Source organism: Methylomonas fluvii (assembly GCF_014850975.1).
GTDB lineage: Bacteria > Pseudomonadota > Gammaproteobacteria > Methylococcales > Methylomonadaceae > Methylomonas > Methylomonas fluvii.
The window spans coordinates 574,564-588,084 of record NZ_JACXST010000002.1 but is presented as its reverse complement, the minus strand read 5'-3'; the positions used below and the strand labels follow the sequence as shown (position 1 = coordinate 588,084).

Genomic DNA, 13,521 nt, shown 5'->3' with positions numbered 1-13,521 from the left:
ATGGGAAATAAGATTTTAGTCGCCGTTGGCGCAGTAGTCATCTTGCTCTCGATGTCGGTATTTACCGTGGCCGAGACCGAGCGGGTAATTAAGTTTCAATTGGGCGAGATTGTCGGTGCAGATTTCCAACCTGGCATGCATTTCAAACTGCCGTTTATCAATAATGTTAAAAAGTTCGACGCGCGTATTCTGACTATGGATTCCACGCCTGAGCGCTTTTTAACAGCGGAAAAGAAAAACGTTATCGTTGATTCGTTTGTGAAATGGCGGATAGGCGATGTTAAAACCTTTTACACCACGGTTGCTGGTGATGTGAATCAGGCCAACATTCGTCTCGATCAAATCATCAAAGATTCCGCGCGTAGCGAATTCAGTAAACGCGAGATCAAACAATTGGTATCCACAGATCGCAGTGCGATTCGCGATGCGCTGATTACCAATGTGTCGCCGCATGCCGCGAAACTGGGCATTACCATTGTCGATGTACAAGTCAAGCGTATCGACTTGCCTGCCGAAGTGAGTACCTCGGTTTATCAAAGAATGGAAGCCGAACGAGCGCGGGTTGCTCGTGAGTTTCGTTCGCAAGGCTCCGAAGCCGCCGAGCGGATTCGCGCTGATGCAGACAAGCAGCGCGAGATCATTTTGGCGAATGCTTACCGTGACTCTGAAGTGATGCGCGGCGAAGGGGATGCCAAAGCCGCTGATATTTTCGCTAAAGCCTACAGCGAGGACAGCGATTTCTTTGCTTTCTATCGCAGCTTGATCGCTTATAAGGAAAGTCTGGGCAAATCCGGTAATATTATGGTTTTGGAACCCAACTCCGACTTCTTCAAATATTTCAAGAATCAGAAGTAAACCCCATTTGAAATTATGTGTAGTCAAACGCCCCGCTATGCGGGGCGTTTGCTGTGTTTGAGACAGACAAAATGCAAAAAAAAGACACCTGGCTATTGCCGGAAGGAATTAGCGAAGTATTGCCGGAACAGGCCGCGCATCTCGAGAAGTTGCGTAGAAAGCTACTGGATACTTTTGCCTGCTGGGGTTACCAGTTGGTCATTCCGCCGTTTGTGGACTTTCTCCACTCCTTGCTGATCGGTTCAGGACATGACCTGGATTTACAGACGTTTAAGCTGACCGATCAATTGAGTGGCGAAATGTTGGGGGTGCGCGCGGATATGACGCCGCAAGTGGCGAGAATCGATGCTCATCACTTCCAGCACGACGGTCCGACTCGCTTATGCTATGCCGGTACCGTGTTGCACACATTGGGCGATCCCTTGGAAAAAAGCCGCAGCCCGATGCAAATTGGTGCTGAACTATACGGGCATGCAGGCCTGGAAAGCGATTACGAAGTCATCCAGTTGATGCTGGAAATGTTGGCGATTAGCGGTTTGCAAAACGTGCATTTGGATTTAGGGCATGTGGCTATCTACCGAGCTTTGGCTGAACATGCCGGTCTTGATCCGCAGCAGGAAGCTGAATTGTTCGATGTTCTGCAACGTAAGGCCAGAACCGAACTGGCGGAAATGCTTGCCGAGTTTAATATAGACACGCGCTATAAAGACGTCTTCAATGCTTTGCCTAAACTGAATGGCGGCAGGGATGTACTTGATAAAGCCAAAGCCTTGTTAACCGGAGTTGCCGGTGCCGATGAGATTGCCGGCGCCTTGGCAGATTTGCAGGGCATAGCCGATAAATTACGGCGGGATTTTCCGGCGTTGACGGTGAGTTTCGATTTAGCCGAGTTACGGGGTTATCACTATCATACCGGCATGGTATTCGCGGCTTTTGTGCCTGCTTTGGGCAAAGAAATTGCCCGCGGTGGTCGTTACGATAATATCGGTGAAGTATTCGGCCGAGCGCGGGCCGCTACCGGTTTTAGTGCAGACTTAAAAGTATTGGCTGATATGTATAAAGCCGATGACGAGGCTGCGCAGGTGGTGTTTGCACCCTTTGCGGAAGATGCTGATTTGCGGGAAGCTGTTAGAGATTTGCGCGCGCAAGGCGTGGCAGTGATTCAACATCTGCCGGAACAACAGGGTGGCGCTGAACAGCAGGGCTGCAATGCTATTTTAGAAAAACACAATCAACAGTGGGTCGTTAGATCACTAAGCTGTCGTTAAACCACTAGTTTAAGGTTAGATAATATGGGAAAGAATGTTGTTGTTATCGGCACGCAATGGGGCGATGAAGGTAAAGGTAAGCTGGTCGATCTTTTAACCGAACAAGCTGCTGCGGTGGTGCGCTTTCAAGGCGGCCACAATGCTGGTCACACCTTGGTGATTAACGGCGAAAAAACCGTGTTGCATCTGATTCCGTCTGGTGTTTTGCGGGAAGGCGTGCAATGCATGATAGGCAATGGTGTTGTGTTGTGTCCGGAAGCGTTGTTGAAGGAAATCGAGATTCTGGAAAAATCCGGCGTACCGGTCCGACATAGGTTGCAGATCAGCGAAGCCTGCGCATTGATTTTACCGATACACGTCGCTATCGATCAGGCCCGTGAAAAGGCTAGAGGCAGCAAGGCCATCGGCACGACTGGCCGCGGCATTGGCCCTGCTTATGAAGATAAGGTCGCCAGACGCGGCTTGCGAGCCGGCGATTTGCGCAATAGCGAGGAATTTGCATCGCGCTTAAAAGAGTTGGTCGAATACCACAACTTCATGTTGATTAATTATTATCATGCCGAGCCGGTCAATTATGACGAAGTACTGGCGAATACCTTGCGCTTGGGCGAGATCATAAAGCCGATGCTGACCGATGTTGGTGAGGCTATCTACAGCTATCAAAACCAAGGTGAGAACGTGCTTTTCGAGGGCGCGCAGGGCGCGCTGCTGGATATAGACCATGGTACTTATCCCTATGTCACTTCATCCAATACCACTGCTGGCGGTGCGGCTACCGGCACCGGAGTGGGACCTTTGGCGCTGGATTATGTATTGGGCATCACCAAAGCTTATTCCACCCGCGTCGGTAACGGCCCGTTCCCCACTGAGTTGCTGGATCATTACGGCGAGCATCTAGGCGTGAAAGGCCACGAGTTTGGCGCTACTACGGGTCGTAAACGCCGTTGCGGCTGGTTCGACGCGGTATCGATGCGTAAATCGGCTCAATTAAATAGCTTGAGCGGTATCTGCCTGACCAAGCTCGATGTGCTGGACGGCCTGGATAAAATTGGTATCTGCACCGCTTACAAAATCAACGGCGAAATTACGGAAACCGCCCCGCTGGGTGCTGATCAATATGCGGCGTGTGAAGCAGTGATTGAGGAAATGCCAGGTTGGACAGGTACGACTGCTGGCGTCACTGATTTTGCGGAATTGCCGGAAAATGCCAAAGCCTATATTGCTAGGTTGGAACAACTGGTCGGCGTAAAAGTCACGATCTTGTCTACAGGCCCAGATAGGAACGAAACCATAGTCTTGGAAAATCCGTTCCAGGCTTAATGCTCAAGCAATAAACCTGCGTTTAAGACGCTGAATATATTCAGCGTCTTTACAGTTTTAATCGTTCAGGAAATACACCACCGCTGTTTCGGTTTATGCTGGGGTCAATCTCTAGCAACAACTCTGTTCCGGTCGGTAATCCAGTCGCTCCATGAGCCGGCGTAAAGTTTCGAACCATTTAGTCCTGCAATTTCCATCGCTAACAGGTTGTGGCAGGCGGTCACACCCGATCCGCACATGTGTACTACTTGCTCGGCTGGAGAAGGGGCTACTAGCGCGCTAAATTGCTGGTGTAATTGAGCGGCGGGTAAAAATACTCCCGATTTGTCCAGATTGGTTTGCAAGGGCCTATTCAGCGCTTTGGGTACATGGCCGGCTACAGGGTCTATAGGCTCTTGTCGGCCGCGGAAGCGTTCAGGTGTTCTGGCATCTATCAAGGTGATTTTTCGTGTCGCCAAACCGCTTGCCACTTGATCGGCGTCCAGCCATTGTTTGTTGTCCAGATAGACGCGGAATTGGCTGGCGGTAATTTTCGGAAGCACTGTAGTGATTGGAAAATCTTGCTTTTGCCAACGTGCAAATCCGCCATCCAACACAGCGACCTGAGTATGGCCCATGGTGCGTAGCAGCCACCACATTCGGCCAGCAAACGCGCCGCCGGCATCGTCATACACTACGAGTTGGCTACGATTGTTAACGCCCCAGTCGCCCAGTTTTTTGCCTAATAATGTAAAGTCCGGTAACGGATGGCGACCGGTGTAGGATCGCACAGGCGAAGACAAATCCTGGTTTAAATCAGCATAGCGCGCGCCGGGGATATGGCCTTGTCGATAGGATTTATAACCGGCTGTCACATCGGCGAGCGAGAAACGGCAGTCGAATATTCGCCAATCCGGATTGTCCAAATTAGCAGCTAGAGTGTCTGTGGAAACCTGCGTGGTGTAGGGCATGTTTATACCTCCAAAATAATTTTACCGATATGTTGGCTGCTTTCCATACGCTCGTGGGCTTGCGAGGCCCTAGCTAGTGGAAAAACCGAATCGATGATGGGTTTGATTTGGCCGGATTCCAGTAGTGGCCAAACTTTTGCAAAAAGTTGTTGGGCTATTTTAGCTTTGAAATCATCGTTGCGGGGACGCAAAGTCGTGCCGGCGATGGTCAGACGTTTCATCAGCACGGATGCCAGATTGATTTCGCTCTTGCCGCCGTTTTGGATGGCAATCTGTTGGAGTCGGCCATCGATAGCCAGGCATTTCAAGTTACGGGGCAAGTAGTCGCCGCCGATCATGTCTAAAACGACATTAACGCCTTTGCCGTCTGTCTGATGCATAACGGCTTCTACAAAGTCCTGCTGCCGGTAATTTATCGACAGGTCCGCGCCGAGCTCTCGACAAAACTGGCATTTGTCATCGCTGCCTGCCGTTACAATCACCTGGCTAGCGAAGGCTTTGCCGAGTTGAATTGTGCTGGTGCCGATGCCGCTGGTCCCACCATGAACTAATAAACTTTCGCCGGCTTGCAGTTTCGCGCGATCAAATATATTGCTCCACACCGTAAAAAAAGTTTCCGGCAGCGCGGCGGCCTGAATAAAGCTTAAGCCTTGCGGTATCGGCAGGCAGCAACAGGCACTTGCCAGGCAGTATTCCGCATAACCGCCGCCGGTCAGCAATGCGCAAACCGGGTCGCCAATATTGAGGTGTTTTACTTGGCTACCGAGTTCGGCGATAGTGCCCGCTACTTCCAGGCCTAGAACTGAGGATGCGCCGGGTGGCGGGGGATACAGACCTTTGCGCTGCATCAGGTCTGGGCGGTTTACCCCGGCTGCGGCCACTTTTATCAATACTTGATGTGGGGCGGGTAAGGGTAGAGCTTGATCGGCGACGATTAAATCGGTCAACTCAGCGGAGCGATAAATCTCGATGGCGCGCATGGTGTTAAGCTTTGCGGGGAGAGTGGCGTATTATATGCGCCGCATTGGACTAACAGTATTTTTTCAACGAGAGCATTCATGATACGTGCAGGTATTGTCGGCGGCACCGGGTACACCGGCGTCGAATTGTTAAGAATTTTGCTATTGCATCCCCAGGTCGAAGTGAGTGTGGTAACTTCTCGCGCGGATGCCGGGCTGCGAGTGGATCAGTTGTATCCAAGTCTTAGAGGCTACTGCGATGTGATATTTAGTCTGCCTGAGTTGGACAATTTAAAAGACTGCGATGTGGTGTTTTTCGCGACGCCAAACGGCACCGCTATGTTAATGGCTGAAGCGCTGTTGGAACTTGGTGTCAAAGTCATCGATTTGTCTGCCGATTTTCGGATTAAGGACCGGCAGGAATGGGAAAAGTGGTACGGCATGCAGCACGCCAGCCCGGATCTCATCGCCGAAGCGGTCTACGGTTTGCCGGAAGTTAATCGGGAACAGATCAAACAGGCGCGCTTGATCGCATGCCCAGGATGCTATCCCACTGCCGTGCAATTGGGGTTTTTGCCGTTATTGGAGGTCGGAGCGATTGATGAGCAGCATTTGATCGCCGATGTGAAATCCGGTGTCAGCGGCGCGGGGCGCAAGGCGGAAATATCGTCGTTGATGAGTGAGGCAGGTGAGAGTTTTAAGGCTTATGCAGTCGCCGGGCACAGACATTTGCCGGAAATCAGGCAGGGTTTACAAAATGTCGCCAGGCAGGCGGTTGGTTTAACTTTCGTGCCGCATCTGACGCCGATGATACGCGGCATTCACGCCACGCTGTATGCACGTTTAAATCGGAAGTTGGATTTGCAGAGTTTGTTTGAAGAGAAGTATCGCGAAGAAAGATTTGTCGATGTGTTGCCAAGCGGCAGTCATGCCGACACTCGCAATGTGCGCGGCAGTAATCGCTGTCAAATTGCAGTGTATCAACCGCAAGGCGGCGATACGGTAGTGATTTTGTCTGTGATTGATAACTTGGTGAAAGGCGCGTCGGGGCAGGCGGTGCAAAATATGAATCTGATGTTCGGGTTGCCCGAGTATCAGTCTTTAGAAGCGGTCGCTTTGTATCCTTAATATCTATTAAAAAACGTGGCGCATAAAAAAACCGTCTTCCAGTTTGCTCTGGAAGACGGTTTTTTGTTGAGAGCTTCGGTGTGCTTATGCTGCCAAGGCTTGGCTTTTGCGATTCATTCTCCAGCCCAACATGCCGCCAGCCAGTAACAACAAGCTGGTTGGCTCTGGAACGCTGCCTGCGCCACCGCCACCGCCTGGCGTTCCTGATGTGCCTTCAAGCTGGGTGAGCTTGAAGTAGTCGTTGCTGTTAGTCAGCTGGTTTGAGGGATCGCCTTTGCCTGAACCCCAACTGCTGCTGTAGGCACTAATCAACCAAAGACTTGAAGATAGGCTGTTTGGGTTGATGTCTTCAGCCACGTCGCCGACGGTATTGTAGCTACCTACGAATTCCCAGCTGTTGCTAAGAAGACCGGAAATACTTTTTCCGGAAATATCCGCTGCGCCAGTAAGCGCACCGGTAGCAGGTACTGCGCCGGTGTACCTGAGAACCGATATATCTGAATCGTAGCCTGTGGTATCCGGCCAGCCGACAGTGAGTTTGTCTAAAATAGTGCTGCCATCAAACCGAAATAGTACGGCTTCGATCCTGCCGTTGTTATCAACTGCATGGTCTGGATAGCTATTTGTCGTCTCCGAGCCGCTTAATACACCCAGGCCGTTAGCACTACCGTACCAAGCCAGGGTGGCTGCCGAAAAAGTTGAAGTACTTGTAGTCCCGACTGAGTATGCACCCATACTCTGAACACCCGCCGGTGTCACTGAACTAGTACCGTTTATAGTCCATATCGTGGCGTTAACCGACCATGGGGACAGCAGCAGAGCTGCTATAGCCAAGAGTTTTGGGGTCATAATGTCCTCGCATTTTTTTTAAATATTACCTTCCGCTATTATCTTCGCCGGTCTTAAAATAACCATTGTACTATTGGTCATGAACGAAGTTTTACGGTCTGTCTATATGTAAGCACTTATTGGGCCATGATAAAAATTATTATTCGAATACAATGCTTTAATTGCTTATGGATGAATAAATAAGGTCGGCGATTACGCATGGTGTAAAAAATTACGACATATTTTGAAAAATCGACTACTTGCTCAGCTTTTCAAGCAGTGCTTTGGCTTGTTCGCGGCCATTGAAAATAGCTTCGCCTTTTAGCGCTTCTTGCAATTCTTGCTTAGCCTCTTCCTGGCGTTGCAACTGATTGAGGGCAACAGCGATATGGTAGCGTATCTCAGGGTCTTGCGAGAGTAGTGAGTGTGCGTTTCGTAAGTAATGAAGCCCCTGCTCTGTTTGTCCCGTGTTAACGAGAATCCAGCCCAAGGTGTCGTTCGTTGCCGGCTGGTCAGGGGCCAATTTATGGGCCTGTTCGGCAATGGACAAGGCTTTGTTGCTGCCGTTATTGAGATACACATAAGCAAGGTTGTTCAGAAATTGCGGTTCGTTGGGGAATTGTTTCAATAGCTCGACGTAGTACTTTTCCGCCTCTTTAAACTTTCCGCTTTTCAGTAATTCGTTCGCAAAGGCAGCCATCGGTAGCTGGTCTTGAGGATGCTTTTTGACCCACTGATCCAGTAAATTGTAAGCTTTGTCCGGCTGATCGATTTTTTTCAAGTTTTCATAAAGCAGCATCAATGACGCTGTATCCGGCTCCAGCTCGAAAGCGGCTTGGTAATGGCTGTTGGCCAAACTAAGGTTTTTGTCATGATCGGCAATGTTTCCCAATAGTCGGTGGGGAAAGGCGCGTTTGGGATATTGTTTTAACAGGCTTTCTGCGCGGCTCAATGCAAATACCGGTTTCCCATGGAGCAGCTCCATTTCCACCAAGGCAATTTGCGAAGGTATATGATTTTCGTCAACCAAAACTGCTTTTTTCAAGGTCTTTATGGCTTCAAAATAATCGCCTGCATCTATTTGATAACGAGCAGCTTTGTAAAGTTGTTTGACATTAAATCGGGCTTGGTCCGCCATGCGGATAAATACACCTAAGGCTTTGTCCTTATTGTTATTAGCCAAGTAACTTCGAGCCAGGGCGTCCATAACCTGCGGGTTGTTCTTGTCGATCACTTCCGCTGCTTGTGCGGCGGCATTAGCCTCAGCAGCTTTGCCCATCTTCAGGTTCAGCTCAACCAAAGCCAAAAGTGTCGGTAATGACTTTTGATCAGCCATCTTCGCTTTTGCCAGCCAGTCATTGGCTATCTCATAGCGTCCGGCACTTTGCTCGACTTTGGCCAACTCGATAAGAATATCGATGTCGCCCGGATGATTCTGCTGCAAGGTTTGCAGGCGCTGTCTGGCTTGATCAAGTTTGTTCTCGCCGACGTCCAGTTTACTTAGGTTGATTTGCGCGTCGAGAAAATTGGGGTTCAGTTCAATCGCCTTCTCGAAACTTTGCCGGGCCAGCTTATATTGCCCGGTATTGACTTGAGCAGTCCCCAGTAAATTTAGTAGTGTAAAGTTTTTCGACGCTTTTTCATGCAGGGCTTGTGCGGTTTTTAACGCTTTTTCCGGTTCACCACGGCTCATGTAAAGTGCCACGAGAGGAATGCCGGCCTTGACCGCATCCGGATTTTTTTTGAATGCCACTTCAAGGTCTTGAACTGCTGCCTGTTCCTGGCCCATTGCTAATCGGTTAAGGCCTATTTCGGTTTGCAGGCTACCGCTGTCATTGCCTAACGCAGCGGCTTTTCCAAACATATTATTGGCCATATCGTGTTTGCCGGCCTGCATGAAAGCGCTTCCCAATAAAAATGCCAGACGCTGATCCTGAGGATTGCGGATTTGCATAGGGCGGAGCAGATCGATAGCTTGTTCGGGTTCGTTTTTTTCTAAAAGTATGGTGGCCAGCAATTTATACGTGCCCGATTGTTCCGGGTATTGCTTAACATATAGACGCAAATATTCTGCTGCCAAGTCGAATCGTTGCAGGCTGTAGTTAACTAAGCCAGATAGCATTAAAGTCGGACCATGCGCCGATAAATATTCCGGTTTGATGCCGGTGATGATGTCTGCCGCCACTTCCAATTCTTTGGTCGCCGCTTCTTTCTGGTTATTGCGCTCGAGTAAAACCGCATGTAGATAGGCTGCTTTCGGTTCGAAGGGGTAAGCCCGGCGTACATATTCCAAATCTTGCCGTGCCCGCTCGTCTTGCTTCAAATCCATTAAAAGGCCCGCTCTGGCAAGTCGTGTGTCTACGTGATCGGGGTTTAACTCAATCGCCTTGTCGTAAAATTTTAAAGCTTCATCCAGTTCCATGTTGGCATGCTTGATCGAGCCTTTTGTATACCAAACGCCGGCATCGCTGGCTTGCATTTGTATGGCTTTCTCGGCAGCTTGATCGGCGCCTTTAATGTCACCACGCTTTAACAGGGCATTCGCGCGCCCGATTGCGGCATTCACCTGGTTGGGAGCAATTTGCAAGGCAATGTCGAATTCATTCAGCGCTTCGCTGATTAAATTGAGTTGCAGATATGCGTTACCGCGGTAAACATGCAAAACCGGACGCAAACCGCTATTGAACTGCGCCGGATCGATTTCCTTCAGCAAGTCGTTGTAACGGATTTGGTAGGTATATAGCTTGGCCAGGTTTTCCACTATTAAAGATGGGTCCGCGCCTAATTGTTTGGCTAAGCCGAGCTGAACTTCTGCTTCCGTCAACGATTTCTGTTGCAAGTAAATTTCGCCAAGCAGCATGTGAGCCGAAACATATCTTTCGTTTTGTTGCAGCGCATTCTTTAACTGGATGATCGCTTCGGCGTTGTTTTGATTTCTGTAGGACTGTAACGCCTCTTCGTAAAACTTGCCGGCCTGGATGTCATCGGCAAAGCTTATCTGTACGGGGTTGAGCGCCAGAATCAGCAGCAGTTTATTTAACGGGAAATTGGATTTAATCGGATTTTTGCGCATAACGAAGATGGGGTTGCTCAAGTATGCACATAGCATAGTCGCAAAGCCAACTCGCCACCAGTCCGGAACTAACAGCAGGCTTCTTGTCGTCAAAAACTTGACAAGGCTTTGTTAAGCATCTGTTTCTAAATATAAATTTAAGTGGTCTAAATTTTGCTTTTAGCGTCTGGACAATCAATTAGGCGACTAAATATGGGTACTTTAGAGTTGCATCAACAACAAAAAACCGAGCGTTTGACCGATGCCTTTCGGATATTCAACGAACTTTCGGAAAATCTGGCGCATTCCTATCAGGGTTTGGAAGGGCAAGTGACCAAGCTTAACCGCGAATTGCAGGCCGCGCGCAGCGAACGGCTGAATACGCTGATCGAGAAGGAAAAGCTCGCCAGCCGCTTACAACAGATTTTGGCGGCCTTGCCAGCGGCGGTGGTGGTGCTGAATGCGCACGGCATGATTGTCGATTGCAATGTCCATTCCGTGGATTTTTTAGGCGAGCCCTTGCTGGGCCACTTATGGTCGAGTGTGGCTGCGTGCAGTCTGCAACCGGTTTTCGAATCGCCGCATGAACGCCAACTCAGAGATGGCCGCAAAGTGAATATCACCCACAGCTCGTTGGGTAACGATGCCGAACAAATTATTCTGTTATCGGATGTCAGCGAATTGCGCTCTTTGCAAGACACGTTAGCCCAGCATAAGCAGCTAAGCGCGATGGGCGAAATGGTGGCAGGGCTGGCGCATCAGGTGCGCACGCCGCTGGCGACCGCGATTTTGTATGCGTCGCAAATGAGCAAACCCGCGATAAGTGACGAAAAGCGCCAACAGTTCTCCGAGAAAATTTTAGAGCGTCTGCATCACCTGGAGCGCCAAGTGAACGACATGCTGATCTTTGCCAAACAGGGTCGAATGGCCATGCAAAGTTTTTCATTACGGCGGCTGCTGGCGCATCTTGCCGAAGCGGCCGATAGTTTTGCGGGCGAATTTAGCATCGAAAACCGCATCAGCACCGATGAGTTGCTTGGCAATGAAGATGCGCTGCGAGGGGCTCTGCTGAACTTAATCAATAACGCGGCCGAGGCGGGGGGGCGCAAAATTGCATTAACGGTCCGGCGCAACGATTTAGGCTGTATCGACATAACGGTGACGGATGATGGGCCTGGTATAGCCCAAGCCCAGCAAACTAAATTATTCGAACCGTTCTACACCACCAAATCCAATGGCACCGGCCTGGGGTTGGCGGTGGTGGACAGTGTGGCACGGGCCCATGGCGGCAGTGTCATATGTCGTTCGACGCCGGGATTGGGGACGAGTTTTAGTTTGAGTCTGCCTTGTGTCAGTCAATACACCCTCGGCTTATCCGTCGGTCATGCCAAAATGGAGCAAAATGATGAAACAGTATGATGTACTTATCGTCGAAGACGACATGGCTTTATGCGAGGCCTTATGCGATACCCTGGAAATCGAAGGCTATCGGGTTGTCTCCGCTAAAAACGGTATCGAGGCTTTGAGCCAATTAGCAAAATACCCGGTCAGGCTAGTGGTCAGCGACGTGCAAATGCCGGTGATGGACGGTTTTCAGCTGTTGCAGAATATTCAGCAAAAATTCGAACAGTTGCCGGTTTTGCTCATGACGGCATACGGCACTATACCCAAGGCAGTGGAAGCTATGCAGTCCGGTGCAGCCGACTATCTGATCAAGCCGTTCGAAGCCGGGATGTTGGTCGATAAGGTGGCGTCGTTGATTACGCTGCAAGCGCCGGTGATTAACGAAAGGGTAGTGGCTGACGAGAGTATGAAAAAGCTTTATGCATTGGCCAGCAAAGTCGCCAAAACCGACGTGACCATGTTGCTGGAAGGCGAGAGCGGTACCGGTAAGGAAGTGCTGGCCCGTTATGTTCATAGGAACTCGCATTATCATGCCGGCCCGTTCGAAGCCATTAATTGCGCGGCGATTCCGGAAAACATGCTGGAAGCGATGTTGTTCGGTTATGAAAAAGGCGCATTTACCGGCGCGATTCAATCAGCGCCCGGCAAATTCGAACTGGCGCAAGGCGGCACCTTATTGCTGGACGAGATTTCTGAGATGGATATTTCGCTGCAAGCCAAATTGCTAAGGGTGTTGCAGGAAAAAGAGGTCGAACGCTTAGGTAGCCATCGCAAAATCGCGCTGAACGTCAGAATTTTGGCGACTACCAATCGCAAATTAAAAGAGTATGTGCAGGATGGCCGGTTTCGCGAAGATCTATATTTTCGCTTGAGCGTATTTCCGCTCAAAATTCCGCCGCTCCGGGAGCGGCCGGGCGATATTTTGCCGCTGGCGCTGGAGTTGTTGCACAAACATAGTCCGTCTGGGAAAGCGGTTGGCGGCTTTGACGAGGCGGCCATGATCAAGTTGTCTGAATACAGTTGGCCGGGTAATGTCAGAGAGTTGGAAAACGTGGTACAGCGGGCGCTGATCCTGCAAAGCCGGCATCAAATCGGCGCCGACGACCTAATTTTTGAGGAAGATATGTTGATTTTGCCGAGTTTGCCCGCTGCTGTGCAAAGTCTTGCCGTAGAATCGCGGCAAACCGACGGCGAGACTAGCCCTTTCGAGCTCGGCAGCTTGGGCGACGGCGTGCGTTCGGCTGAGGAAAAAATCATTTTGCAAATGTTACGCGACGTCAGCGGCAGCCGGAAAACCACAGCCGCCAAGCTGGGTATCAGTCCGCGCACTCTGCGTTACAAAATTGCGCGGATGAAAGAGGCGGGAGTGATGGTACCAGGTTGAATCTTGGCTTGAAAAATGCTTATGCTAAGCAAGGCAACCTAAAAGAGTCATTATCATGTCAGATATGAATGTTAACCAAGTGCTCGCCCAGATGCGGGCAATGTCCATAGAGGCCGGTGCCAAGCCACAGCCTAGCGACACGTCCGGCGATTTTGCCGCCATGTTGAAGCAATCCATCGACGCCGTGAATAATACCCAGCAAAACGCTAGCGGCCTGGCTAAATCCTTTGAGATGGGTCAGAGTGACGTCAGTTTGGCGGAAGTGATGATTGCCTCGCAAAAAGCCAGCGTTTCTTTTCAGGCCATGCTCCAGGTGCGTAATAAACTGGTGGATGCTTATAAGGACGTGATGGGCATGTCAATGTAGGCAGCG

General features: G+C 50.3%; 11 protein-coding genes. 7 read left to right on the top strand and 4 right to left on the bottom strand.

Annotation, left to right across the window (positions count from 1 at the left end; genetic code table 11):
* From hflC to EBB_RS12180, 3 genes are all read left to right on the top strand, one after another.
* Positions 1–855, top strand: a complete 855-nt coding sequence (gene hflC, locus EBB_RS12190; protein WP_192394109.1) for a protease modulator HflC — start codon at positions 1–3, stop codon at positions 853–855.
* 71 nt (positions 856–926) lie between these two features.
* Positions 927–2,123 (top strand): ATP phosphoribosyltransferase regulatory subunit, encoded by a 1,197-nt coding sequence (locus tag EBB_RS12185; protein ID WP_192394108.1) that lies wholly within the window; start codon positions 927–929, stop codon positions 2,121–2,123.
* Between the two features lie 24 nt (positions 2,124–2,147).
* Positions 2,148–3,443: an adenylosuccinate synthase gene (locus EBB_RS12180; protein ID WP_192394107.1), complete on the top strand. Its 1,296-nt coding sequence runs from the start codon at positions 2,148–2,150 to the stop codon at positions 3,441–3,443.
* 104 nt (positions 3,444–3,547) lie between these two features.
* Here EBB_RS12180 and EBB_RS12175 read toward each other — a convergent pair whose 3' ends face one another.
* Positions 3,548–4,393 (bottom strand): sulfurtransferase, encoded by an 846-nt coding sequence (locus EBB_RS12175; protein ID WP_192394106.1) that lies wholly within the window; start codon positions 4,391–4,393, stop codon positions 3,548–3,550.
* Between the two features lie 2 nt (positions 4,394–4,395).
* Positions 4,396–5,373 (bottom strand): NAD(P)H-quinone oxidoreductase, encoded by a 978-nt coding sequence (locus EBB_RS12170; protein ID WP_192394105.1) that lies wholly within the window; start codon positions 5,371–5,373, stop codon positions 4,396–4,398.
* 78 nt (positions 5,374–5,451) lie between these two features.
* On the opposite strand from EBB_RS12170, the gene argC reads away from it, so the two are divergent.
* Positions 5,452–6,480, top strand: a complete 1,029-nt coding sequence (argC, locus tag EBB_RS12165; protein WP_192394104.1) for an N-acetyl-gamma-glutamyl-phosphate reductase — start codon at positions 5,452–5,454, stop codon at positions 6,478–6,480.
* Between the two features lie 84 nt (positions 6,481–6,564).
* On the opposite strand, the gene xdp1 is transcribed toward argC, so the two are convergent.
* Positions 6,565–7,329, bottom strand: coding sequence for an exosortase-dependent surface protein XDP1 (gene xdp1 / locus EBB_RS12160; RefSeq protein WP_192394103.1), 765 nt, complete (start codon positions 7,327–7,329; stop codon positions 6,565–6,567).
* 235 nt (positions 7,330–7,564) lie between these two features.
* Entirely contained in the window at positions 7,565–10,402 is a 2,838-nt protein-coding gene (gene prsT, locus EBB_RS12155) for an XrtA/PEP-CTERM system TPR-repeat protein PrsT (protein ID WP_225587420.1), read from the bottom strand.
* A gap of 171 nt (positions 10,403–10,573) precedes the next feature.
* Here prsT and EBB_RS12150 point away from each other — a divergent pair, with 171 nt between their 5' ends.
* From EBB_RS12150 to fliE, 3 genes are read left to right on the top strand one after another with little or no spacing between them, the layout of a single operon-like run.
* Entirely contained in the window at positions 10,574–11,779 is a 1,206-nt protein-coding gene (locus EBB_RS12150) for a sensor histidine kinase (RefSeq protein ID WP_192394102.1), read from the top strand.
* On the top strand, positions 11,766–13,148 hold the full coding sequence (locus EBB_RS12145; protein WP_192394101.1) for a sigma-54-dependent transcriptional regulator: 1,383 nt from the start codon (positions 11,766–11,768) through the stop codon (positions 13,146–13,148). Before EBB_RS12150 ends, EBB_RS12145 begins: the two co-directional genes overlap by 14 nt.
* Before the next feature lie 55 nt (positions 13,149–13,203).
* Entirely contained in the window at positions 13,204–13,515 is a 312-nt protein-coding gene (gene fliE / locus EBB_RS12140; protein WP_192394100.1) for a flagellar hook-basal body complex protein FliE, read from the top strand.
* Positions 13,516–13,521 lie beyond the last annotated feature (6 nt).

Bases quoted from the DNA above. Each gene is read 5' to 3' on its own strand.
- EBB_RS12170 (WP_192394105.1), bottom strand. From the start codon at position 5,373: ATGCGCGCCATCGAGATTTATCGCTCCGCTGAGTTGACCGATTTAATC.
- EBB_RS12175 (WP_192394106.1), bottom strand. From the start codon at position 4,393: ATGCCCTACACCACGCAGGTTTCCACAGACACTCTAGCTGCTAATTTG.
- hflC (WP_192394109.1), top strand. From the start codon at position 1: ATGGGAAATAAGATTTTAGTCGCCGTTGGCGCAGTAGTCATCTTGCTC.
- EBB_RS12180 (WP_192394107.1), top strand. From the start codon at position 2,148: ATGGGAAAGAATGTTGTTGTTATCGGCACGCAATGGGGCGATGAAGGT.
- EBB_RS12150 (WP_192394102.1), top strand. From the start codon at position 10,574: ATGGGTACTTTAGAGTTGCATCAACAACAAAAAACCGAGCGTTTGACC.
- fliE (WP_192394100.1), top strand. From the start codon at position 13,204: ATGTCAGATATGAATGTTAACCAAGTGCTCGCCCAGATGCGGGCAATG.
- EBB_RS12145 (WP_192394101.1), top strand. From the start codon at position 11,766: ATGAAACAGTATGATGTACTTATCGTCGAAGACGACATGGCTTTATGC.
- xdp1 (WP_192394103.1), bottom strand. From the start codon at position 7,329: ATGACCCCAAAACTCTTGGCTATAGCAGCTCTGCTGCTGTCCCCATGG.
- EBB_RS12185 (WP_192394108.1), top strand. From the start codon at position 927: ATGCAAAAAAAAGACACCTGGCTATTGCCGGAAGGAATTAGCGAAGTA.
- argC (WP_192394104.1), top strand. From the start codon at position 5,452: ATGATACGTGCAGGTATTGTCGGCGGCACCGGGTACACCGGCGTCGAA.